The following is a 24031-nucleotide window of genomic DNA, read 5'->3' as shown; positions in this document are numbered from 1 at the left end:
TTATTGTTTATTAGAACAGATGTTGGTACGGTGATATTTCTATTTGTTTTTCACGTAGTTTTTTGATTAAGAATTTATGGTCCCTTTTTGGAGTAGCAAGGATATACCCTCTAATAACAAGTTCTTGAGTAATACAACTTGCATTTTCATTAAGGGCAATTTCACCGATTTTTCCTGCTATTTTATGTCTAGCAACGTCTCGAAAAAGTTCAGGCACAGGACTTACTAAATCCTCAAGCAAAGCTTTTTGGTCATCCTTCCATAAGTGCCTAGATTCATTTACATAATGTTCTTCCCAGTCCATCATTGATTTTCCATCTTGTTTTGGCAATTTTTTAAGAAATTTCCGAAACATAAAAAATCCGCCAATTGCAAATAGGAAAAGGAGAACAAAGACCCAAAAAAGTATAAACCATAAAAACCAGCCTTCTAGTTGACCCATTTTCTCACCACTTAATCATTCATTTTATTCTATTATAGACTGTCTATTTATTGGATGACAAGCGCATGGTATCTGAAATAAAAAGGAAAAAAAGAAAAGCAGACAAATTGTCTGCTGATCGGTCACATTCCTAATTCTTTTAAATGTTGTTCATCAATCTCTTTCAATCTATCAAAAATAACTTGAGTAACATAATAGGAACCGATGAAAAAACCGATAGTCATTAAATAAGTAATAAACATTGTTTTTCCCCCTTGATTTTTATATCCCTATTCTCACATTTATTTAGTTAGAATGTTGTGATGCAAATCACGTTTCTTCGCCGTTAATAACATTTTGATAGTGAAATGTTTTTTGAAAAAGAGAAATCCGCCAATCATAATCGACTGACGGATGTACTTATAATTTAATGGTTTTGGCGGGACTGCCTGGGAATCGAACCCAGCTATCCTGGCACGCAGGACACAGGCGGTTTTGAAGTTCTAGACAGTCTGTAATTTCTAGTATCACTAAGTTCCATAAAGTGCTATAGAATAAGGTTTCTGTGATATAGAGTGTTCTTTAGTATCATTAAATTTTTTCAAATGGGCACCAAACTCGGCACCGGTTAATACGAGATATTTTAAGATATAAAAATGGTGAAATGGTTTTTCTAAGAACATTCGGATAAATTCAAAGTTGTGTAATTTTCTTTGTATCTTTTGGTAATTGAACGCATATTCTAACCTTTGGATAAGTATTTTCAAAGCTTGGGTGTGGGAAATGATTTTGATATTTAACATTGTTAGGTGTGATTATAGTACTAATTTCAGGAAGGTTTCTAAAAATCAACAATTACGTAAGTCTAAAGTGAATTAATAGCTTCTTTTCTAACTAAAGAAACGAAGTGGATTAGTTGAATTGACATTTAAAATTAAAGAAAAAATATTTAAAGTGGAATTAATCAGAAACTGAAGGACAGGTGACGATATCTTTAAAAGAGTACAGAGAAAGAGTAATAACTAATGAAAACTTTTATGACAAGATTAGAAGAGTTTTTACTTCTTATTGTAACTTGCCAAATGAACAAGATTATGTGTTTTATGTGTATCCCCTAGTACCAGATAAGGGAATTGATGAGATAACCCACTTGTATTTGGTGCCATAAAAACACCGATTCAAAACAACTTTATAATGCTGACGCATCGTTACTTAGAGAAAAAATCCTTTCCTATGGGCAGTATAAGAATAGCTTTCCTCAACGAAGGAATTTGGCTAACAATAATTATATTTACAAAATATTAGGATTACATTTCCAATTCAAATAATATGATGGTAAGAAATCTTTTCAAACTTCCTCTATTCACTTCTTCTTTAAATCTGCAGACAAATCCCTCATGAGGTTTTTTCTATTTTGAACTCTCTATCTCAAGGCGAGTATTTGTAAATTTTAAATAATCCTGTTTCTGAAAATTGAACTGAAAAAGTTTTTTGCATTATGTAAATTAAAATGATTAAAAACCTAGATAATTATTGTATGGAGACTAATAAATATGCATTATTGGTAAGTATTCCTTATTGTATTAACGTGGCAGTTTACTTTAAGAAGGAATCCTTTCAATATACGTTGAATTAAATATAAATTAGATTTTTGACCGAGGTGGAACTGGGGGGAAGAAACCGATATATAGGTAGTTGGACTGAATCAAATTTTATTGAAATCGATTTGTTTTTTAGTAAGGAAACCCTTGTTGAATTGTTAAAGAGTGTGATATATAAAACAAATCAATATACTCATCAACAGATTTGTAATTGGTGTGATAAGCATTATATGAAATATATGAATGAGGATAAGCTAGGTGATGAAAAGCTATACGGCATATTAGAGGATATTTCTGCACAGTGGGAATTATATTTGACTAACACATTCTCGCTTAAAGAACTACAAAAGTTGGATTTTTCAAAAATAAAACTCCCTATTGAATGGTTCAAAGCTGGTTAAAAGAATTAACTTAAAAATTTTTTAATCTAAAAGTTCCATTTATAGGGATGGACTTAGAGGATTTAATAACTTGTTCAAATACATTTAATGGTTTTTTGGAATATCTTTTTAAAAGCAATTAATATATAATCCTTATTTCGATAACGAGGGCGATACTTCCAAAAGGAGTATCGCCTTTTCCTTATGAGACTAACAGGCCAGGTTAGTTTAACAAGAAATAGTAGTAAAATGAATGTAAAAATGGATTGTGTGGAGGAGAATAAATGTCGATAAATAAAGCACTAGAAATTATAGAAACTAACCAAGAAGAAGCTTATTTTATTGGTGAAATCAATGAACAAACAATTATTGATGCAGAATATAAATTAAAGGTGAAATTTCCTAAAAGTTATAGGGAGTTTTTAAAGAAATATGGATTGGGAGATATTTTTGGACAAGAAATTTATGGTCTAGGAATAGATGAAGCGGGAATCCCGAATATGATTTGGATTACCAAAGAATTAAGGGAAATAGAAAATTTGCCTAATAATCTAATTTGCTTTTATTTCGCTGATGATGGCGAGTATTTCTGCCTAGATTGTTCCAAAGTGCAGAGTAACAATGATAACAATGCACCTGTTGTTTCGTATATCAGTGGACTTCCGATAAAGGAACAACCATTTGAAATAATTGCAGAGAACTTTGGAGATTTTTTATTTGAGTTATTAAATAATTCTTAAGAGGAATAAAAGAAGGGCTACACAGCTTTATTTACGAATGTTTTGTTTCAGCAAGTGGGCAAGGCATTTTTCTTATTCAAGAAACGGGTGCAAGAGTACAGTAACGGAAAAGTTTCTTTAAGTAGAGGGGCGTGTTATATAAATGAATAATGAAGATATAGTTGAGTTGTTTTATAAACATTTGATTGATGAAAGCCTTAACGACTATAAAGAAATATATCTAAAAACAGAAACGGCAAAAGTTAAAGATCCTTACTATAGGGAAGCTATCCCATTTTTTCAGGGATTATCGAATGATCAACAACAGTTGCTATTTAGAATCATAAAACAAACACAGATTGACACAGTATCATATTTTTTAGGTATTCTTGATGGCACTTCTACACTAGATTCTAACATTGAGTTTGATTTTACCCTGAAAAACCAGACGACTAAATTAAACGGTGATTTACAAGATTATTTTTTAGAACTCGTTGAAGAAAAAGAATAGGCAAATGAAAGAAAAAATAAAGTGTTCCTTTAGGAAGTAACGGGTGCTTTAGTTTACTAAGACAGCGATTTGCATTTGTAGATCGCTTTATATTTTTTTAAGGAACAAAAGGGGCAGGATAGTTGCAGAAGAAGGAATCTATTTTATTATGGCGAATCATATTATCAATACTCTTGGAAAGGGAGTGACAATTAAAAATATGGAACTGAAATTACAACTTAAGCAGTTGAGAAACAAAGATATACAACAATTAAGCGCTGAGTATTTCGAATCTTTGATTGGTGATATGTTAGAAAATATTGGTTCTGTGGACCCTGAATTAAGAGATAAGCTTATATATCCAACTTTTATATGGTTAATTAATGAAAGTTTATTATTAGATAAGCAATATCAATACATATTGGAAACCTGCCTAGATGAAAATCATTTGTTCTATGGGGTTGGGGAGAGAAATACAGATTCAGTATTTACACGCTCTTTTTCATCTTTGGTAATCACTGGACTATTGTCTAAAGATAGACAGACAGGTGTGTTATCTGAAGATAATTTAAAAAATGCATTTGAAAGAAGTATAAATTACCTACAAAATGAACTAGATACAAGAGGCTATGTAAAGGAAAAGGGCTGGGCTCACAGTATTGCACACGGAGCCGATTTATTGGTTTCACTCGTTAGACATCCAAAGATTAGTGAGAAAAACTTTACCAAAATTCTCAATATCGTACACACTTGCCTGTTTAAAGATGCGACATATATAGATGATGAAGATGAACGATTAATTTTTGTTATTGAAGCTCTCATTGAAAGAAATTTGGATGAACTGGAATTAGAACTATGGGTTTTACAAATTTTTACTGATCTTGAATTGATTTATACTAAAGAAGGTTTCTCAAATGAATACTTCCAAACTAAGTTTAACACAACTAACTTCCTTAAAGCCCTGTATTTCAGGCTTGGATACAAAAACAATAGAAGCAATGTAAGAGATCTAATCAATGGTAACTTAAAGGAACTTCATCAAAAGGTATATGGTTCTTAGTTTTTTATTTTAATGGACTAACGAGTGCGATACTTCCAGAAGGAGTATCGCATTTTCCTTATGGTACTAACGAGCAGTTTAGTTTAACAAACATTTGGATTTTTATGGTAGCATTTTCAAAAAGAGAGGAGGCTATTAATGAAGTATCTAACTCAAAAAATGCTCTTATTCTTAACTGTAATATTAATAGCAGTATGTTCATTTATTATTTTTCAGTGGAATAAAGAAAAAAATCAATCTAATCATTTAAATAGTGTAATGGAGCAAATGGTTTTTAGAAATTTCACCAATTTAACCAGCGATTTAAATGATATTGCAGAAACATTAAGCGATTATGAAAATGAGGTTACCGAAAAAGAATTGGACTTATTTACACAGTCATTAAATAAAGACATTAGAACCCTTAATGGAACTGGAACGAGTTTATCATATTTATTAAATTCTAAAAAACTTGATGGGATTTTGATATATGAAGATTATATGGAAAATAGAAGTAATATTGGGTGAGATTATAGAAGGAAAAATCATCGATGAAAAAAAGATCCATTCAATTGGTAATGTAATAAAGAAACAAAATAAGCAATTATCAGATATGTTTTATGGCAAAGAACAAGTTGGTGTAGAAGGTATAAATACAAAAAAAGAGATTACGAATGTAATGGAAATAATTGATGTGATGAATAAAAAAATTGGAGGAATCGTAAATAAATAGGATATATGTTTATAGAATTAACGGTGAGCGAAACTTCCAAAAGGAGTATCGCACTTTCCTTATAGTGCTTACGAAGCAGGATAGTTGAAGAAAGAAGATGAAATATACGTTTACCATTAACAATACACTGGGGATAAATTTATGAATGAAAAAGATTTGTTGGAATTCTTATTATTTATTGCTGAGGAAGATGCCCAAATCGGTAATATTATCAATTTTTTCACTAATCAATTAGGGTATGACTTAAATACTATTAAGGATATTGTCGACTACGGTGTAAAAATGAACATTTTTCAAGTAATCGAAAATGACGAAGACTTTGTAAATTATAGAATGGTAAAGCCTAATGAGTTAATCAAAATTGATTGGTCTATTTCAAATTTTAAACACGAAATATATTATAGTGACTTTGAATATTATAGAAAAAAATTATTTGATTCCAATCCTAAAATTCCAAATGAATTTAGATGTTTTATTAAATGATATTATTCATCTGGTCTTGAGTTGAATCATGAGCTTCTTCAACTATAGGGGGCGATTGTTCTATAAGAACAGTCGCTTTTTTCTTATATTTCCGTCACTTTGTGAATATGGAAGGAATTTTCCATTGGAATATTGAATATGTCTCAAAGATAGTTACAACGAAATGAGAAGATACAAGTGGGTATTGCAATGTTCATAGAATTTATCATTTTAATTAGGTAGTTTATTTACCAGTGTCAATACGCAAGAATGATTAAGGCGACTAAAGTTACTTTAAAAATTTAGGAAGGGGGATTCATTTTGAAGAAATATTTACTGATTGCTGCACTAATCCTGCTCTTTGTTTTCTTTTTTACCATCTATAAATATCGTGCTCAAGACTTAGGTAATGTAATAAATATTGATCAAGTTGAACGCATTCACTTGACAACAGAAGAAAGAGAAACCAACGGTGTTGTTAAAATAGAGATTCCAAGAGTAAGCCAAGAACAAATAAATCAACTTGCAAATTTTCTAAATCAATATCAGGTAAAACTAACAAATAAAAAGGGGTGGACTTCAGATTATCCAAGCGAACAGTTTACCCTTCGCATTGTGTACAAAAACGGAGATTTTGAGATTTATACCATCGAGCGAGATACCGTTGTATCAACCCGAATTTACGAATTAGTGAATGCTCCTTTAGATAATAAATGGATAAAAGAGTTTGAACGTGAACTTAACTCAAATTAAGAAAAATGACTTAAAACAGAAAAAGGATTATATCCTCTTAATTCAACTAACGGGGGCTTTAGTTTACTAAGACAGCGATTTGCATTTGTAGATCGCTTTATATTTTTTTTAGGAACAAAAGGGGCAGTTTAGTTGAAGAAGAGGTATATTCCACAGAGCAGCGAAATAGTAAATAAAGTTGAATTGTAAAGGGGTAGAATATGTCCAAGTATATTAGTATATTTTTCTTAACATTATTGGCTAGTGCAATTTTATTTTTTCTATTTGTTGGTGTGTTTGATGGCGGGGATTATGCCGAAACAGCAATTTATACATTTGGTACAATAATCGTTATACTTTTATCACTTTTGATTTCACTCATGTATTATTTAATAAATTTATTAAAAAGTAAAATTTAAGTCTACTGTTCACTAACGGGTCAGTTTAGTCCAACAAAGGTTTTTATAATTCAATGGAATATGAAGAGTTTTCTGTCTATTTAGTACCAGGTGTCAATAGTTGATGTTATAATTGTGGTTAAGAATAGTTTGAGAGGAGTTTACTATGCTAACTAAAATTGATACTACTATCGAAAAAGATTGGATAAAAGTAAGTGATGGTGTAAAAATGTTTGTTTTAAGATTAGAACCAGGGGAAGTGAGAGTTTTATTAAGGTTTGCTGCTGGGAAAGGATATTCAAAACATCATCATCCTTCTGGGGAAGAAGTATTCGTTCTTGAGGGAACATATTCAGATATGGGAATAGATTATGGGGCAGGTTCCTATATTTATTATCCTCCGCATAGTGAACACGCACCAATAAGCAAAAATGGTTGTACCATTATGGTGATGTCACCTGAGAAACCTGAAATATTATGAAGTGGCTACTTAATATTAAATAAATTTCTTTTTAAACAAACGGGTAGCTATCCTTCCTTAAATAAGGATCTCATTAAGCCAAAAATAAACAAGTTTTTATACATAACTTGTTTATTTTTGGCTATTTTCATTCCTTCAGTGAGTGAAAGGCAGGTTAGTTTAAGAAGAATAAGTAAGGAATTTAAAGTCAAAAATTTGGAAGAATAATTTCTAATGAAGATGATGAAGGTGTGGGTACAATATCTCATTAAGGAGAATATTAGTATGAAGACATTACAGGACCAGGAAAAGATGAAAAAGGTAGGAAGTTTTTATGAAATGAATACCAAAGCAAATCAAGACTATATAGAGTTTTGGAAGGAGCACACATTGTTCCATTGGGACTTTTGGGTAGCTTTAATATTCATAATAGCTCCGGTTATTTTTTGGATTAAAATTCGAAAAAAAGAAAGTTCAAATCGGCTTTTATTTGTTGGATTCTTTGTACTCATTATTGCTTCTTACTTTGATTTTTTAGGAGTTCAATTTGGAATGTGGTATTACACTGGTAAAGCATTACCAACGATCCCTTCATATCTTCCTTGGGATTGGACTATTTTCCCTGTTTTTGTTATGACCTTGATTCAGTTTAAACCATCGATATCACCTTTCATTAAAGGTTTGTTCTTCGCCGGTTTTAGTGCCTTTGTTGGTGAACCCTTATTTCTTTGGTTAGGTTTTTATGTTATGAATGATTGGCATACGTATTATTCCTTTCCTATTTACTTTGTTATTTACTTATTAGCTCATAAAATGAGTACAGTTAATAATTTTGAACCCATAAAATAAAAAAACAACTTGTTAAACTAACGAGGAGCTTTAGTTCAATAATGATCTACAACAATCGGGCGCAATTGTTGATTTAGCGTTTATTATCTAGGTCAACTAAAGAAGGTTATCCTTCCTTAAGAAAGGATCACATTTAGCAAATAATATTCAAGTTTTTAAACACAACTTGTTTATTTTGGCTTATTTTCATTCCTTCAGGGAGTAAAGGGGCAGCATTCCTGTAATGAATGAAAATGGGGTTTGAATAAAAAAATTACCTCTTGGTAGAATGAGAGAGTCCCGAAGCCGGCAAGCAAAAAGTGCGAACTCAATTAACCAGGAGGATATAAATTGAATTATAACCAAAATGAAAAGATTGCTCAAATCACTTCTAAGACTGGCAAGGGGTTTCTAACAGATATCACTTATTTATATTACGGTAAAGGCCAAAGAGCTTATTTATAAGCCATAAAAGATGACTCCACAGGTGAATTATTAGCCTATCATATTTCAGAACGGATGAACATTGATTTGGCCACAAACACTCTTAAAAAACTAAAGAAGAAAAAACACTTTAAGAAAGCAAAAGATACCTTAATCCATTCAGATCAAGGAGTCCATTATACCCATCCATATTTTCAAAAAGCGGTAAAGAAACTTGTCCTACGCCAATCAATGTCAAGAAGAGGAAACTGTTGGGATAATGCTCCACAAGAATTATTTTTTGGCCATTTAAAGAGGAGGTTTCTGTAAAAGCATGTACAAACCTAGAGGAATTAAAGAGAGGAAATAAGCAATATTTGACTTACTACAATCATTATAGATACCAATGGAAATTAAAAAGGATGACCCCTGTTCAATACAGTGATCATCTTCTTAAAACCGCCTAGACTTTTTTTAAAAATGTCCTTTACAAAGGGTGCCCTTTAAATTTGAGGGGCTTTTTTGTTACCAAGGAATTCGGGAATCATCAAATGCTTTTGCCTTATCAGTAATTACCATTTTTTAAATATTTACATTTATGTTTGTATATTGATTAATACCTTTCTGTTATAACTCCTAAAGTTGAAGCTCGAATAATAGGAATATCAATATATTCTTTTAACTCAGATGGACTTCCAGTTAAAACGACACCATTAATTTCTAAGTTATCTACCGAAAGTTCCTCAGAATTCTTGTTTGTGATATTATTTATAACTTTACTTATTTCATATTGGGAAGATTCTTTTTCAGATAAAAATTTTAAAGCATTAATAAAATTCCCTTCAGCGTCTTTTTGGAATCCTATAGCTTGTTCACCTGATACGACATAGTCAAAATCTCCGTATTGCTCTTTTTGTTTGCGCTGGACTTCTTCTTTTGTCTCTGTATTTACCCATAACCATGCTAAACGGTCATCTTTAAATATATTTTTAACTTCATCTATTGAAATTGATTTAGTGAAGGATACGGCTATTTCTAGTATTTTATCATCACTTATCTTATCTAGTAATTGAAAGTCGTTAGCTAAACTATGATATTCATTAAAAGGATGGTAAAAATCAAGTACTCTGTTCCCATCTAAGTACATTTGCATTCTACCAGACACAATTGGTCCGTATCCTCTTATTCCACCACCAGGTACTGTTCTTTGTTTCCCAAAAACATTATAGCTCCTCGTAACCTTTTTCCAAGGTACAGGCTTATTGCTCAGAATCTTATTATAAGAAGTACTTTTATTATAAGAAAGAAGGTTAAAAGATATTGTAGATTCTGCTCCATTTATATTCGCTCCCTGAATCAAGTCCCATCGACCTTCAATTCGTGTCATATAATCATTGACTATTCTTAACCTATACTGGGTTAATGTATATAAACTAAATATCACAAGTAATGAAACAAATAACGAAATTAGAAAAGTTCTAATGTATGTTTTTCTTCTTGCCTTCCTAGCTAATTTAGTAAAGTCATTGTCTTGAGAAGAAAACGTACTGTTTTTACTCATTTTTTATCCTCCCATATTCTTTGATAAAATTTTGCCTCGCTCGAAAGAGATTCATTTTTACATTACCGACTGACATATTCAATAGGTCTGCTATTTCCTGATACTTTAATCCTGTACTATACTTTAAAATTAGAAGATTTTTGTATGTAGAGTTTAATCTTTCAAGTATGTCTATCACGTTTTCCGCTAATGCTTTTTTCACAATAATATCTTCTGGTGTTAGCTCCGTATTTAGGTCATCGAGATGAAAGTTCAAAAAATAGCCTTTTTCTGTTCTTCGTTTTTTTACTAAGTCATAAAACATATTTAAAGATACTTTAAACATCCAACTTTTAGCATTATTTGGTTGGATAGAGTCTACAAATAGAAAATATTTATAAATAGTTTCTTGAACTATGTCCTCAGCATCCTCCTTACTTGCGCCCATGTTAATAAGACGACCTAGAATAAATTGTGAAACTTCATTGATTTTTTGAATATATACTTCATCCATTTTATACCTCCAATAGCTAAAACGATTTACATAGAAAAATGTTAACAATAAATATATTTTTTACTTTAGTAATAAATTGATTGTAGGTAATGTAAAATAAAAAACCCTTCTCAACTCGAGAGGGGCTATGTTTAAAGAGATTACAGTTCCATGAAACATTTATAGTGAAAAAATCCCAAAAGTAAAAAAATCGTAAGGAGGGATTAATTTAATGTAAAATAAGTTGAATCAATAATTCTCCAGTAATCCTTCTTCTCTAAGCTTCCTTCCTTGGTTAATGTACCTTTGAATTGAATTTTTGTCCCTGGTTTTAAATCTTGAGTTGATATTCCATCCTGTAAGTCAACAATTATGATATAAGGTATAAATTCTTTATCATTAATAAGCTGAGAAAAAGTTTGTTTATTATAATCGATTGTATTATTATCCCCTAGAACTGACATTGAATTATTAGTCTTACTAATTACAGACCCCTGCCAGTTAACTTTTGTACCGTAAATAAGGTTATGTACAGAAGAATAATTATTTGGAGGGGTCAACTCATAAACATACTTGGAAAACTCCTCAAACGGTTTTTGTTCAAGTTCTTGTATTAAAGTCTGCTTCTCATTTTGGTTTTCAATTTCATTTTCCTTTCCTAATTCGGTGGATATCGCTGAAATGTCAGTCTTTTTCTGTTTTCTTATGTCCTTATTTATAAATAGCAAGCCTGGTATAAAGATTAATAGTAAAAAAATAAATAGTAATAGTTTATATTTCATAGTTTTTCCTCTTTTATAGTTATTTGAAGGGGGTAAAAGACTATATTTTTCTATTATTAGACGAGATGGATTTGGAAAAGTTTCGCAAATAATAAATCCCTTCTCACTTTAAAATGTAGTTACCTAGAGAGATTTTAGAACAATGTGGTTTTGATAATGATGTTTTGGGAATGGATCATGTTAGAGCTGCTGGTAAGAGATGGCGTGCTGCCTATAGAGAAAATGGAGTAGTCGGTCTATGTGATATCAGGTCTGAGAGCGCAGGGTGGCCAAGTGAAAGAGAACTTACATTAGAAGAGAAGTATGCAAGATTAGAAGCTCAGAATAATTTATTAAAAGCAGAAAATGAACTTTTAAAAAAGATTGCTTTTTCTACAATATCTAACCCAACCACAGCATCGCCTCCTCCCCCCTGCTACCTATTAGACTTTGCATCAGGAGAAATCGTTCATCTACTTTTCTAGAATTATTAATAATCACTAGGTCAGTCCCTAATTCTAGCAATCCTATAAAAAACTGATTACAGCCAGTGAAATGTACCATCTTGACATAGTTGTTATACAAATTTGATGATTTTCATTAGCTCAGTCATTCGCAATCAGGCCAATAATTGAGTAAGTCTTATTAAACGAACGGTGGCAGGATAAAGAATTCCATGGAGTAAATAGGAAATAAGAGTGAGAATTATTAAGAAAACAAAAAGGGATATACCTTTTTTAAAGTAACTGATTAACTTTTAGATAATAAAAATTAATCTTGAAATTAAGATGGGTTTAACAATACGGTATGGTCACTTCCATCCGCTTTTTTAAAACTTTTCAATGGACTACCTCGTCTAATAAATCGGGAGGAGGAACTGATTTGGATGAGTTAACGGCTGAAATATTTGAAATAGAGGATAAAGAAGCCCTTATAGATGAGATAATGAACAGATATGGACAGGAGATCTTACAGCTTGTTTATTCATATGTAAATAATAAAGAGGTTGCTGAGGACTTAACACAAGATATTTTTATTAAATGTTACAAATCCATTCATACATACAAGGGAAAATCGAAGTTAAAAACATGGTTGTGGAGAATTGCTATTAATCAGTGTAAGGATTATATGAAAAGTTGGTATAACAATAAGGTAATCATTACAGAAAAAAATTCTACTTATATTGGTATCCAAGAAGAAAGTGTTGAACAGACTGTCGTTCAAAATGATGAGGATCATAGGCTGGCTTCTGCAGTAATGAATTTACCAATTAAATATCGAGAATTGATTTATCTCTTTTATTTTGAAGAATTGCCAATCAAAGATATTGCTATGGTAATAGAAGTGAAGGAAAACACTATTAAAACAAGACTTAGGAGAGCCAAGGAACTCTTGAAGAAGGGACTGGAGGAATAATCAAATGGAAGAACGGTTAAAAGGGCTAAGACAATCAATGGAGAAAACAACCTTTAAACATTTGAGTTTTTCTGATCAACATCGTAACGAGATTTACGAAAAAAGCAATAAACCATACGAAAAAGAAGAGGATATATTTTTAGCAGTTTTACAACTTCTCAATTATGAAAAAACAGGATACGAACTGGCCCAGCTATTACGGGGGAGAGGAATTCAAAAATTTGAAGGAAATGAAGGCTTTTTATACACCGTATTACATCGTCTAGAACAGAGTTATCTTATCCAATCAAGTTGGGATCATTCAGGAGCTAAATATTATCTATTAAATAATAAAGGGAAAAAAATATTACGAAAGGCAGAAAAAACTTCCACAGTAAAACGATTTATTTTAAAAGAATTGATACAGGAGTGAGATAAAATTGAACAAAAGAGGGGATCACTTTATAAAAGAAGTCACCAATCATATTAAATCAAAGGAAGCAAAAGATCTGGTGGCAACTGAATTGGGATTTCACTTGAAGAAGACTAAGAACATGTGGATCGAGAAAGGGTTAAGCGAGGTAGTTGCTGAAGACAAGGCAGTCGAACAAATGGGAAGTCCAATTAGACTTGGTCAAGAACTTAACAAACTCCATAAGCCAAAGGTTGAATGGTTGATTATTATTTTAATAGTGACTGCTATGGGGATAGGTTTCTTGCCAATAATAGCTCTTGGATATACGGATCTTTTTCTCATCAATAAGGTGATATTTGTTATTTTAGGTGTTACGGCTGCTTTTGGGATGATGAAGATTGATTATCGGAAATTAGAGAGACTTGGATGGCTGTTTTACACAATCGGAGTACTTATCCTGTTAATGATAAGCTATTTTCAAAACACTTCAATCAATGCAGAACCTTCTATAATAATTGGACCCATTACAATTGAATGCTTAATGTCTATACCTTTTTTTCTTCTAGCTTGGGCTTCTTTTTTTAATAACAGTAGGTTAAAGGCTCGGGACCTTGGAATTTTGTTCCTATTTTCTTTCTATCTTTTCTTAACTATGCCAAATATCTCAACAACAATTTTTATCTATATGATGATGGTATGCGTTATGCTTTGGTGGAGTAAATTAAATAGGAAAAAGGTAATGATGATTACAGTTGTATCAATTTGTTTAGCTATCATTGGTGGATTATTTTTCTGGTTCACTGCAGAGGAATACGAGTTGGGTAGAATTTTAGGGTTTTTATACCCAGAAAATTACGCAGATGATTGGGGGTATATGTATTTACGTTTAAAAGAGGTAATGTCGTCCGCAGGGTGGCTTGGTACATCTGGAAATATAGGGTTCAGTCTGGTTGCACATACTGATTTAGTGTTTGCCAGTTTGACTTACTATTATGGGTATTTGTTTGCACTTATCCTTGTTATGATTCTTTCCTTTTTTATAGCAAGGATAGTGATTATATCCCATAAAATAACTGGTCATTATGAAAAATTACTTCTTGCTGGTGTAATGGCGCTCTATGTAGTCCAGTTTTTTTATAATGTTGGAATGATACTTGGCTTATTCCCACTCACCTCTATATCCTTGCCTTTTATCAGCTATGGATTGATGCCAACTCTGTTTAATGCGTTTTTAATGGGAATCGTATTAAGTGTGTATCGCCGCAAAGACTTGGTATCACGGAGTATTATTTAGAATTCAATTTGAAATTTCTATAAATGAATTTAACAAAAAAATTGTATTCTGACATAGGTATTTAACTTTTCGAATGAACGGAGCTTATCTTGTATAAGTTTTAAGCTATGATCTTCAACAATCTGGCGCTTTTCTGAAATAAGGAAAGCGTCTTTTTTCATGAAAAGGGCCATTTCATTGAGTAAAAAAGGTATTTTGAGGAAGAAAAAGAATTTAATTATAAAGGGGCTTACTATATTTAATTAAAAGAACAGATAAAAATTTGAATGTAATCGTTTTGAGAAAAATCTTGTATAAGTGTGTCAATTGAATTAGTTAGAATTTAAATCAGGAACAGGTGTAATATTTAGTCTGATATAATAGGAGAGTATAGAATGCAGGTAATTACCTTATGTGGTTCAACTAAGTTTAAGAACCAGTTTCGGGAAGCAGAAGCGTCTCTCACTTTACAGGGTAATATTGTAATCAGTCTTGGATTTTTTGAGCAGAGTGAGGGAATAGAACTTACAAAGGAACAAGAAAAATTATTCGAAGATTTGCATTATCGAAAGATTGATATTTCTGATGAAATATTTGTAATCGATGTTAATGGCTATATAGGTACCAGTACGAAAAAAGAAATCGAATATGCAAAAAGAAAAGAAAAAGTAATACGTTACTATTCTCAGAGTTAGCAACATCTCAATCTTACAGAATTAGGGCCATTCTTGGTTTAGGATGTGTATCGGTAGGAGGTAAGGAAATTGTTTCATAAGCTAGAAAAATTGAACGGTCGTAACAAAGATTTAGACACCCAGAAAGAGATATTAAAGTATATTTTAAATTTGAGTGAGAACATCGACAAAATATTAAAAGTTTCGGATTCAGAATTAATCAATTATTATATCGGGGCAGGTGCTTTAGTACAAACTGTATGGAATTACTTATCAGGAAATCCATTAGAATATGGAATTAGCGACATTGATATTGTTTATTATGATGATAAAGATTTAAGCCGAGAGAAGGAAGAATACATAGAACGTAAGATTATGTCGTTACTTGGGGATTTTCCATTCAAAATAGATGTAAAGAATGAAGCACGGGTTCATCTTTGGTATAAGGAGAAATTTGGATACTGTATAGAACCGTACCAATCTTTAGAAGATGCTATTAACAGTTGGCCAACCACTGCAACTTCATTAGGGGTAAGGAGAGCAAGTAATGGTGAATTTAAGGTGTACGCCCCCTATGGTCTAAATGACCTATTTAATATGATTGTAAGGGCCAATAAATTGCAGGTAACACGTGGAATTTATGAAAGAAAAGTCACCAAATGGACTGAACTTTGGCCAGAACTCGAAGTTATCCCATGGGACTGAATAATATATGCATACTATTCAATTAATGAGCGCGATTGTTAAATTAGCGTTCCTTTTCTTGATCAACTAAAGATGGCGTTAGCACAATATGAAATATTGGTGAAGTATTAATTTTTTTTGCTTTTTCGGAAACTAACGCTATTTCTGAAAAAAAGAATCAAAGCTCATTTTTCACTTTAAGTATATATTGAGAAATTTGGTACTTAAACTATGAAGCAGTTTAGATCAACAAGGAAGGGGAGAAATACTGTTGTTGCGTCTATTCAAATCTGTACGTGTTATCCTTCTGTTGACCTTGTTAGTTTCTTGTTCTACAAACACAGAACAGAAGAATGTAGAGATTAATGCTTACAGTGACTTAGTAGCTCAATTTGCGTTTAAAAACAGTATCTATTCTATCGAAGGCACTACAACTCCTAAAGATAAATTAGAAAAAGAAATTGGGGAAATTGAAGAAATTGTAGATGAAATCGCAAAAAATGCCGAAGGTAAAAATATTAACTCAAAATTTAACTTAACAGAAGGATCAAAGGTATTTAGTATTAGAGGTGTAGATAGTACTGTTGTTGCCGTAAAATATAATAATATATATTACACGGCGGTATATACGAAAGAATTAAATTAAATCTTTTCAACAATCAGATGCAATTACTGAATAAGAAATCCATAACAGTTAGAACTGAATTTGGATAGAGAGAAAATTGGATTTAATAAAATTTCACCTATTCATCGTATTCTTGTGATAAAATTTATTGTAGTTTTATTTTGACCGAGTAGACAATGGAATTTGTCATAAATGAATGAATTAAAATGTAATTATTTTTCAGAACCCTTAGTAAACCGATCATTCAGTTTGTTAAGGGTTTGTTTAACTTTTGAAGTAATAATCTGTTTAAGGGAGAGTGATTTTTAAATTTACTGTAAATATTATTGCTTTGGTTGGTTAGTTTGCCGTGAAAACAAATGTATTTATTACTATGCAAATATAAATTAGATGATTTATAGTGTTACACTGATGATTTAACTAAGCTATAAATCAAATTGACTAGTAGTGATATAACAGGGTAGATATTTTTCTCTTCCAACTTAGCAATTTATAAACTCTAACCTCACTGGTTAGTTGGTAGCCTTGATAGTACAACTAATCGAAGAATGGTGATAATTAAGGCGTATTGAAAAAGCTACTTTTATTTTTGTAGGTAGTAGGTTGAAAAAACTGCTAACGATGAATACATATGTGACACTGCAGGATGTTTGAAAATCAAAATCTTGTGAGTTTCTTAAAAGATGGAGAGGTGCCGAAGTGGTCACAACGGGGCGGTATTGAAAACCGTTAGGGGGCAACCCCTCGCAGGTTCGAATCCTGTCCTTTCCGCCAAACATGTAATTGGAGGTGAGAATAATGAAGAAACTCTCAGCTTGTATTTTGTTCCTGTCTCTGACTTTCTCTGGAGTGCAGTCTCACACTCAAAAAGTTGAAATTGCGGAAGGTAAAGTAGTAGACCCTTGGGTTCAGCAAATATAAGTCTTAGGCGCTCTTAACCTTCTTTTGGAGATTATAAATCTGTCTTTTAAGTCAGAAACTAATCTCCGAATTCTATTTCTAGCTCAGTTGGATAAGTAATAGGTGGTGAAATTATGAAAAATCTATCTTGGATAAAAGGTCTTATTTTCGGTGCTGTATTTTCATTTGTTACTGCACTGTTATTTATGCTAATAGGACCAACGTGGGCTGGTGGAATAACCTCGTTTTGGGGTGAAAGTTGGTTGTATTTCTCAGTAATAATTCCTTTTGCAATTACTTTTGCAATTTTAGGTGAATATTTCCGCAATAGAAAAGATTATCAAACAAAAAACTATGGCTTATAAGCCTTATATGTGCGTTTCTTGTAACCTTATACAGTGGAACTATTGGTGCTATTTTTGGCGAAACTATCGTTAGAGGTGGCATGGAAACACTAAACATTGATGGCACATTAGTCTGGGGTACAATTTATGCTTTTATTTTACTTCCCCTCACTACACCATTTGCAAGATTACTGATAGGGATTTTTTACAAATTTATTAGAAGATAATCAATAAAATGCTGAAAACATTGACCTCTCGATTGAGGTCTTTTTTATGCACTTCTATACATCTGAACCGTTGTCTCATTTGATTTTTTACAATCTGAAATAAGCATTTGCTCCACCTGTTTTTCAAAGGTCAAATGCTTGTCTATTTCGAGCCATCTAAACCAATATAAGTAATTATCAAGGGATTGGGTTGCAACACATTGAAAACGCCTAATCAAAGTCTTCAAGCGACTATGGAAGTTATTCACATTTTAAATGTGATAGTTGCTTTCTTTACACGCTGTTTTTGTCTTCCGTTAATAGTTTCGTGTTGTAATCCCTTTATTTTTGCGAACTTTTTATAGTTAGTTGCTGTATCTGTGCATAGTAAAGCAGGGGGGGTGAACATGAAATAGAAGAGTAAGGGAGTTGTCTATATATAGATTAATGTTTAGCATTTGTTTTTTCTCTTAAACCATTTTGATAAGAAGTCTACGTATAAAGTATTGATAACCATAGAAACTGCAATGAGAAAACTTATCGATAATCCTATGAACTTTAACATTTTCATAATTATTAATCACACGTTATTTAATATTACTAACAAAGGGCAATGCAATACATTAAGCATTTTGTGCATTAAATCTGTAATGTGCAATAAAAGTGAATTAAATTTAATTATAGGGGACTCATAATCCCATTTCATTTTAATTATGGAGTCTCTATGAACAATCCACATGGTTTCATGTATTTCAACGTTTTCATCTTTGGTGGAGTCTTGAAAACTAATATATTCTTTTCTGTAAGGATCTTTTTCATTACCCAACCAGTGAAAACGATCAGATAACCAAACATATAAGTAATGTTTTTCAAATATACCCATATTTCTGGATCGAATTCCGGGAAGTCATCATAAGGGAAATAAAAAAATCTTTCTATCTTTTTTCGTTCCATACAAATACCCCAAAAATATATATGAATTTAGTATTACGTTCTTGAAAAATTCAATACAAGTGAGGAAGGTATCAATTAGGACTTCGCTAGTTGGCTGGAGGAAATACCTTGCTCGGATTAATATTCAAAAAGTATAGGTGCAATCCATCAAACAAAAGGTTTACTGAAAATTTTTCAGAGATTTTTTACATGTTTTACATGAAATATATTTGATATGTATAAATCTTATTTTTCTTAAATCTTTTCTGGATATGATATGAGAATAATTGTAAGAATATCCACACACACAATTTGTTTTGTCACTTATTGCATGAGTGATATTAGTTAAAAAGCATTCGAAAGTTGGAAAAAACATAGAAATATCCCTTCCTGCATTCCTCGCATAGGTCTTATGGCTTAGACGATAGAATTAAGAAAATGTTTCAAAAACTTAAAATTCATTGATATAAAAGTTTTTTATTTCTTTTTTAACGCCAGTAATTGATATTGCAAAAGTAATATGTCAAGTTGTCTACTAATAATGATAGTCTCATTGTTTTCAAGTCCCTTATCAAGACCAATTTCAATCATTTTTAATCTTAATATATTAATTTGTCTTAATAATTCAATTTGATCATCTTTGTTTTTCATTTAATAACCTCAAAATTATTCGGTAATCTAAAATTACTATTTACGAAAGTTATTATGAACAAAGTTAATTTAAATTTAAAGTGATTCAACAAAACATCCTATAAAAAGACAAAATATGCAAGTTTATTATACGGAATATGTTTGCAAAGTAAATAGAAGTTTTCATTAAGATTTAGAATGGAGAAATTTCTAAAGATGCAGAATTAAGTAAACAAAGGTAGGTTCTGACATTTAATAAGGGATAAAAGAATTAAATACTCTTCTTCATCCCAAAACTTCGGCACTCTTGTCCATTGCCAGCCGAACTCTGTGATAGGGTGTAGTAATTTCAGCGATGACAGCATGAGCCTCAGTACCACCACTTCGTAAAGTCCTTGGAACAAATACAATCAGGCTAAACAGTCATGTCTATTTATTGATAAAGCGGGCAGAGTATATCTAGCTAACTATAGTCAATAAAACCTTCCAAATTGACTCCATCATTTAAAATAGAATGATCGAAACCGATAGCCTGGATAATTGGTATAGTTAAGGACTCAACAGGTAGATTACTAGCACCATCCGCAAGCGATGGTTTAATTCACTATATTGTTGAAGAATTGATAACAAATAAAGGGAGTATAAAAATGAGCATTAACTTAAAGTACTAGTTGGTGGATGAGCAGAACGCAATTATTACAGAGTTTTTTTGATCTATGTAATCCAATCATGGATATAAAAGGGGCAGAGGGATAATGACTTGTTCGTTAACTTCATTCTAGAACCCTTGAAAAATAGTAAATCTCAATTCATAAAATCAAAATTCAAACTAAAGAAAAATGGGAAGATTTTAAAGAAAGACCTCTGTGACAGAGAACGAATCGAACAACTCGAAATGTCCCAGGGTGTCTTACTCATGGAAATTACATTGCTTAAAATGGGAAGTAGTATCTAATGTGGAATATGACAATCAAACGTTATTATGATAACAGGCATCCTTCATACACAGATGAGAGCTTAAAGAATTTCATCTAAGCTGGCATGATTACCGCGGATCAATATGAAACAATCACTGGCAAAGCGTACACTGAGTAGGATTTTTATTTTTGTATTACGCTTAAATAAAGGAGATTCTAATAATTCTAACGAACTCTTAATTTTGTAGTTTTATTTTAGGAGTGTGTTTTGAATTGATTAGAGAATTTACTTTAGAAGACAAAGATTACATTATTGAGTCACATTACTCGATGTATAAAGAAGAGTATGGTTATGATATTTCATTTAAACAGTTTGTTGCAAAAAAGATTCAGGAATATATAATAAAAAAGGATCCAAAGGAAAGGATTTGGATGATAGAAATTGATTCAAATCTCTTTGGTTCAATTTCTATAAGCAAATATGATGAAAATACTGCGCAGTTAGGATTATTCCTTGTTGATCCGGTATTAAGAGGGACTGGCATGGGAAAAAAACTAGTCCAAACTGCTGTTGATTTTTGTGTCTCCAATAGCTTCAAAAAGATTATTCTTTGGACTAATGATGATCTAAAATCCGCACGCCATATTTACGGGAAATTTGGATTTATTAAAGTAAAAACAAAAGAATCCTTCCTTTCGAATGTTAAAATGGTTGAAGGAAAATGGGAATTAAAACTAGAAAAACCGGTTACAAATGAGATATAGTTATTAAATTTATGAAGGGGTCAACGTATAGTGACTCTTTTTTTTATGGCATTAGGAATATATAGTGAAACAGGGTTATTTGTATTTTCCCCCCTCCTATAGAAACAATATAAAAAATGGGAGGTGAAAAAAAGAGGTTACTGAAAATAGTCACAATATCATTATTTCTTGCATGTTCATTCACCCTTTTAGGGTATGCGGAAAACCCACCAAAAAAGATACAATATGAGGATATAACCTCTGGTGAAATGTTCTATGGTCTAATTGCACCACAATTTGATAAGGTAATACAACAATAATATGATAAAACAGAGAGTTGGAAACCCAGTGGAATTGTTAAATCGGAATACATATATGAAACAGAACCAAATAAAAATATGTATGTGGTTACTGCTAATATTTTTGTTAGTCAAGAACAAATAACAAAGATTAGCCATATTACATTTAAAGTAAGTATCCCAACTGGAAAAGTACAAGTGCTCGAATACAAAAAATAAACCAACAATTGTTGGTTTTTTTATTGCACACATGGAATATAATGGAAAAAAATGATTAATTTCGGGGTTAGAATTTATTACTATAAATGGAACACTTTCCCCATAGTAGTAAAAAATACGCTACACTTATCTAAGTGTAACATTTAATGGGAAAGGGGTTTTAAGGGTGAAAAAAGAGAGTGATCATTTATATTTCATCGATAATATAAAAATAGCTTTAATTATGCTTGTAGTAGTTCACCATGCTGGACAAGCCTATGGACCAGGTGGTTGGTGGTATTTTTTGGATGAGGAGTCTATCAATTGGTTGGGCAGATTTTTCTCTGTAAATGCAGCATTTTTTATGAGTATGTTTTTCTTTTTATCAGCCTATTTTCTCCCTCAATCAATCGCGAGAAAGGGACCGAAACGGTTTTTAAAAGAACGGTTTACTAGAATCGGTATTCCATTACTACTTGGATTTCTCGTGATAATTCCTATTTTGATGTATTTATATTACATTAATTTCAGAGATTATGAACCCATCTCATTTTTTTCATACTATGTAAATATCTTTTTTGGGCTTGGTAATGAACCCTCGAATTGGTCCGGGCCATCATGGCCTGATATGCAATTTGGCCATTTATGGTTTTTAGAGCATTTACTTGTGTATGCTGTTGTGTTGTCAGTTTGGACCTACTTTACATCTAAGAAATCCATAAAAAAATCTTATGGAAACTTTAAGGTTTATCAGATTCTCTCCCTGTGGTTGGTCGTTAGTTTAGTGACTTTCATTATAAGGATATGGTTTCCTATTGATCATTGGACAGCGTTCGCTGGGATTATTCAAACAGAATTTGCACATGTACCACAGTATGTGAGTTTCTTTTGTTTAGGAATTATGGCTTATCATCATAAATGGTTTTTAACTTTGAGCGCGAGAGCAGGATACACCTGGCTTGTTATTAGTATATTAATAGTAACTATTTTGTATTTTGGAGGGAATACGGTATATCCTTTTCTTTTAAAGGGTGGTCAAAACTTTGGTTCTTTGGCTCGATCATTTATTGAGACGTTACTGTGTTTTTCGCTTGTAATCGGACTTCTTATTTTATTTAGAGAAAAAATTAACGGTACTAATCGTTGGTCTAAGATGTTATCAAACAATGTATTTGTTGTTTATTTCATTCATGTCCCAGTAGTTGTCTTCCTTCAATATACATTGAATGCGCTACCAATATCGGTCTGGAATAAATTCCTTATAACAGCATTTTTAGGAATCATCATAAGTTTTTTGCTAAGTCATTTTGTATGGCGAAAGATTCCATACTTAAAAAAAATGATGTGAAAGGAAAGATTATTTAAATAAGTGAAAAGTGAAAAAGCCAGCATAATGCTGGCTTTTGTCTTAGTAGGAACAAACTATGCAGTTCTTCTATTAAAATACGAATAGATTTAAAGGAATATCCTAAAAAAAAGAATATATTAATGAGTTTAAAGCATTGCTTTTATGGGGAGGTAATTTGATTGTGATTAGAGAAGCAACATTAAATGATAATTCTGGCTTAGTTGGTTTAATGGGACAACTTGGTTATCCCACTACGGAAGATAAAATGAGAACTAGGTTTAAATCTATTAATTCTAATTCAAACTATCACACATTAGTAGTTGAAATGAATGGGAAGGTTATTGGAATGGCTGGATTGTATACCGGAATATTTTATGAGTATGATGGCATCTATGTTCGACTTTGCCTTTGTAGTGGATTCTGCTTACCGTGGTAAAGGGGTCGGAAGGAAGTTACTACAAGAAGCAGAAAGCTGGGCGGTTGAGCAAGGAGCTATTGAAATTGGGTTAAACAGTGGTAACCGGGAAGAACGAAAAATTGCACATCAATTTTATTTCAATATGGGATATGAAGGTAAAAGCACTGGTTTTTCTAAAAAGTTTGCCTAATCTAGAATGATTAAGTCAATAGTGCACCTGTTGGCTTTTTTCTGTCGTATCCGGATGATAGTCCGCGATATAACATCTTGAATGTTAATCTCTGTATTTACGTTTCTTCCGATGAATGAAAAAAACAATGACGATGTAAATTAAAAATAGCACTGTACAACCTAAACCAAAATACAGAGAGAGAAGCTGTTGAACTAGGTAAAAAATACCTTTTGAGGTTATAAAGGAAACATAAGCTAAGGTTAAGCTTAGAAGCCATAATGCTGCCCCGAAAATTAATAATATTTTAGATTTTTTATACATATGGACGCACCTTCAGAAAAAAGTAGTTCGGTTTTTGGGTTTGTTTCCAGATTCA

The 24031-nt window shown here is 31.8% G+C and carries 28 protein-coding genes, 1 tRNA gene and 4 pseudogenes; 26 read left to right on the top strand and 7 right to left on the bottom strand.

Features of this window, described 5'->3' with window-relative positions:
• Positions 1-10: 10 nt before the first annotated feature.
• On the bottom strand, positions 11-442 hold the full coding sequence (locus tag ACFSO7_RS09360; RefSeq protein WP_377877038.1) for a DUF2621 domain-containing protein: 432 nt from the start codon (positions 440-442) through the stop codon (positions 11-13).
• A gap of 1735 nt (positions 443-2177) precedes the next feature.
• On the opposite strand from ACFSO7_RS09360, the gene ACFSO7_RS09355 reads away from it, so the two are divergent.
• The 12 genes and pseudogenes from ACFSO7_RS09355 to ACFSO7_RS09300 form a co-directional block, all read left to right on the top strand.
• On the top strand, positions 2178-2423 hold the full coding sequence (locus tag ACFSO7_RS09355; RefSeq protein WP_377877037.1) for a hypothetical protein: 246 nt from the start codon (positions 2178-2180) through the stop codon (positions 2421-2423).
• A gap of 263 nt (positions 2424-2686) precedes the next feature.
• Positions 2687-3142 carry an SMI1/KNR4 family protein gene (locus ACFSO7_RS09350; protein WP_377877036.1) on the top strand — a complete coding sequence of 152 codons (456 nt, stop codon included), beginning with the start codon at positions 2687-2689 and terminating at the stop codon, positions 3140-3142.
• Positions 3143-3284: 142 nt separating this feature from the next.
• A complete protein-coding gene (locus ACFSO7_RS09345; RefSeq protein ID WP_377877035.1) occupies positions 3285-3632 on the top strand; it encodes a transposase in 348 nt (115 codons plus the stop codon).
• Positions 3633-3780: 148 nt separating this feature from the next.
• Complete coding sequence (locus tag ACFSO7_RS09340; RefSeq protein WP_377877034.1) at positions 3781-4671, top strand: DUF2785 domain-containing protein; 891 nt, start codon at positions 3781-3783, stop codon at positions 4669-4671.
• 138 nt (positions 4672-4809) lie between these two features.
• On the top strand, positions 4810-5178 hold the full coding sequence (locus ACFSO7_RS09335) for a hypothetical protein (protein ID WP_377877033.1): 369 nt from the start codon (positions 4810-4812) through the stop codon (positions 5176-5178).
• Complete coding sequence (locus ACFSO7_RS09330) at positions 5141-5383, top strand: hypothetical protein (RefSeq protein WP_377877032.1); 243 nt, start codon at positions 5141-5143, stop codon at positions 5381-5383. Before ACFSO7_RS09335 ends, ACFSO7_RS09330 begins: the two co-directional genes overlap by 38 nt.
• A 141-nt stretch (positions 5384-5524) precedes the next feature.
• Entirely contained in the window at positions 5525-5866 is a 342-nt protein-coding gene (locus ACFSO7_RS09325; protein ID WP_377877031.1) for a hypothetical protein, read from the top strand.
• Between the two features lie 300 nt (positions 5867-6166).
• Positions 6167-6598 (top strand): hypothetical protein, encoded by a 432-nt coding sequence (locus tag ACFSO7_RS09320; RefSeq protein ID WP_377877030.1) that lies wholly within the window; start codon positions 6167-6169, stop codon positions 6596-6598.
• Between the two features lie 200 nt (positions 6599-6798).
• Entirely contained in the window at positions 6799-6996 is a 198-nt protein-coding gene (locus ACFSO7_RS09315) for a hypothetical protein (protein WP_377877029.1), read from the top strand.
• A 145-nt stretch (positions 6997-7141) separates the two neighbouring features.
• Positions 7142-7456, top strand: coding sequence for a cupin domain-containing protein (locus ACFSO7_RS09310; protein WP_377877028.1), 315 nt, complete (start codon positions 7142-7144; stop codon positions 7454-7456).
• Between the two features lie 264 nt (positions 7457-7720).
• Positions 7721-8284: a CBO0543 family protein gene (locus tag ACFSO7_RS09305; protein ID WP_377877027.1), complete on the top strand. Its 564-nt coding sequence runs from the start codon at positions 7721-7723 to the stop codon at positions 8282-8284.
• Between the two features lie 372 nt (positions 8285-8656).
• Positions 8657-9153 (top strand): annotated as a pseudogene (locus ACFSO7_RS09300) (IS3 family transposase); the annotation flags it as partial.
• 146 nt (positions 9154-9299) lie between these two features.
• Here the strand turns inward: ACFSO7_RS09300 and ACFSO7_RS09295 are convergent.
• From ACFSO7_RS09295 to ACFSO7_RS09285, 3 genes are all read right to left on the bottom strand, one after another.
• Positions 9300-10247 (bottom strand): anti sigma factor C-terminal domain-containing protein, encoded by a 948-nt coding sequence (locus ACFSO7_RS09295; protein ID WP_377877026.1) that lies wholly within the window; start codon positions 10245-10247, stop codon positions 9300-9302.
• A complete protein-coding gene (locus tag ACFSO7_RS09290) occupies positions 10240-10740 on the bottom strand; it encodes an RNA polymerase sigma factor (RefSeq protein ID WP_377877025.1) in 501 nt (166 codons plus the stop codon). The genes ACFSO7_RS09295 and ACFSO7_RS09290 overlap by 8 nt, the downstream gene beginning before the upstream one ends.
• Before the next feature lie 203 nt (positions 10741-10943).
• Positions 10944-11501 carry a hypothetical protein gene (locus ACFSO7_RS09285; RefSeq protein WP_377877024.1) on the bottom strand — a complete coding sequence of 186 codons (558 nt, stop codon included), beginning with the start codon at positions 11499-11501 and terminating at the stop codon, positions 10944-10946.
• A gap of 119 nt (positions 11502-11620) precedes the next feature.
• Here ACFSO7_RS09285 and ACFSO7_RS09280 point away from each other — a divergent pair.
• The 10 genes and pseudogenes from ACFSO7_RS09280 to ACFSO7_RS09235 form a co-directional block, all read left to right on the top strand.
• Positions 11621-11863: pseudogene (locus tag ACFSO7_RS09280) on the top strand (IS3 family transposase); the annotation flags it as partial.
• A gap of 499 nt (positions 11864-12362) precedes the next feature.
• Positions 12363-12896, top strand: a complete 534-nt coding sequence (locus ACFSO7_RS09275; RefSeq protein WP_377877023.1) for a sigma-70 family RNA polymerase sigma factor — start codon at positions 12363-12365, stop codon at positions 12894-12896.
• Positions 12897-12900: 4 nt separating this feature from the next.
• The gene (locus tag ACFSO7_RS09270) at positions 12901-13308 is read left to right on the top strand and encodes a PadR family transcriptional regulator (RefSeq protein ID WP_377877022.1); all 408 of its coding nucleotides are present in this window, start codon (positions 12901-12903) and stop codon (positions 13306-13308) included.
• 7 nt (positions 13309-13315) lie between these two features.
• Positions 13316-14584: an FtsW/RodA/SpoVE family cell cycle protein gene (locus ACFSO7_RS09265; RefSeq protein ID WP_377877021.1), complete on the top strand. Its 1269-nt coding sequence runs from the start codon at positions 13316-13318 to the stop codon at positions 14582-14584.
• Between the two features lie 374 nt (positions 14585-14958).
• Complete coding sequence (locus tag ACFSO7_RS09260) at positions 14959-15258, top strand: hypothetical protein (RefSeq protein WP_377877020.1); 300 nt, start codon at positions 14959-14961, stop codon at positions 15256-15258.
• Between the two features lie 69 nt (positions 15259-15327).
• The gene (locus ACFSO7_RS09255) at positions 15328-15942 is read left to right on the top strand and encodes a nucleotidyltransferase family protein (RefSeq protein ID WP_377877019.1); all 615 of its coding nucleotides are present in this window, start codon (positions 15328-15330) and stop codon (positions 15940-15942) included.
• Between the two features lie 250 nt (positions 15943-16192).
• Complete coding sequence (locus ACFSO7_RS09250) at positions 16193-16567, top strand: hypothetical protein (protein ID WP_377877018.1); 375 nt, start codon at positions 16193-16195, stop codon at positions 16565-16567.
• A gap of 664 nt (positions 16568-17231) precedes the next feature.
• Positions 17232-17320 (top strand) — tRNA-Ser (locus tag ACFSO7_RS09245).
• 24 nt (positions 17321-17344) lie between these two features.
• Positions 17345-17467: a hypothetical protein gene (locus ACFSO7_RS09240; protein ID WP_377877017.1), complete on the top strand. Its 123-nt coding sequence runs from the start codon at positions 17345-17347 to the stop codon at positions 17465-17467.
• 113 nt (positions 17468-17580) lie between these two features.
• Positions 17581-17811: a hypothetical protein gene (locus ACFSO7_RS09235; RefSeq protein WP_377877016.1), complete on the top strand. Its 231-nt coding sequence runs from the start codon at positions 17581-17583 to the stop codon at positions 17809-17811.
• A gap of 250 nt (positions 17812-18061) precedes the next feature.
• Here ACFSO7_RS09235 and ACFSO7_RS09230 read toward each other — a convergent pair.
• From ACFSO7_RS09230 to ACFSO7_RS09220, 3 genes and pseudogenes are all read right to left on the bottom strand, one after another.
• Positions 18062-18396: pseudogene (locus tag ACFSO7_RS09230) on the bottom strand (IS1595 family transposase); the annotation flags it as partial.
• A gap of 311 nt (positions 18397-18707) precedes the next feature.
• Positions 18708-18950 carry a hypothetical protein gene (locus ACFSO7_RS09225; protein WP_377877015.1) on the bottom strand — a complete coding sequence of 81 codons (243 nt, stop codon included), beginning with the start codon at positions 18948-18950 and terminating at the stop codon, positions 18708-18710.
• A 456-nt stretch (positions 18951-19406) separates the two neighbouring features.
• A complete protein-coding gene (locus ACFSO7_RS09220) occupies positions 19407-19580 on the bottom strand; it encodes a Spo0E family sporulation regulatory protein-aspartic acid phosphatase (RefSeq protein ID WP_377877014.1) in 174 nt (57 codons plus the stop codon).
• 1017 nt (positions 19581-20597) lie between these two features.
• On the opposite strand from ACFSO7_RS09220, the pseudogene ACFSO7_RS09215 reads away from it, so the two are divergent.
• From ACFSO7_RS09215 to ACFSO7_RS09200, 4 genes and pseudogenes are all read left to right on the top strand, one after another.
• A pseudogene (locus ACFSO7_RS09215) lies at positions 20598-20654 on the top strand (XkdX family protein); the annotation flags it as partial.
• Between the two features lie 95 nt (positions 20655-20749).
• Positions 20750-21241 carry a GNAT family N-acetyltransferase gene (locus ACFSO7_RS09210; protein WP_377877013.1) on the top strand — a complete coding sequence of 164 codons (492 nt, stop codon included), beginning with the start codon at positions 20750-20752 and terminating at the stop codon, positions 21239-21241.
• Between the two features lie 663 nt (positions 21242-21904).
• Positions 21905-23065: an acyltransferase family protein gene (locus ACFSO7_RS09205; protein WP_377877012.1), complete on the top strand. Its 1161-nt coding sequence runs from the start codon at positions 21905-21907 to the stop codon at positions 23063-23065.
• 329 nt (positions 23066-23394) lie between these two features.
• Entirely contained in the window at positions 23395-23673 is a 279-nt protein-coding gene (locus tag ACFSO7_RS09200) for a GNAT family N-acetyltransferase (protein ID WP_377877011.1), read from the top strand.
• Positions 23674-24031 lie beyond the last annotated feature (358 nt).

Source organism: Bacillus sp. CGMCC 1.16607, assembly GCF_042683745.1.
Taxonomy (GTDB): domain Bacteria; phylum Bacillota; class Bacilli; order Bacillales; family Cytobacillaceae; genus Pseudoneobacillus.
This window is presented reverse-complemented; position numbering and strand designations above follow the sequence as displayed.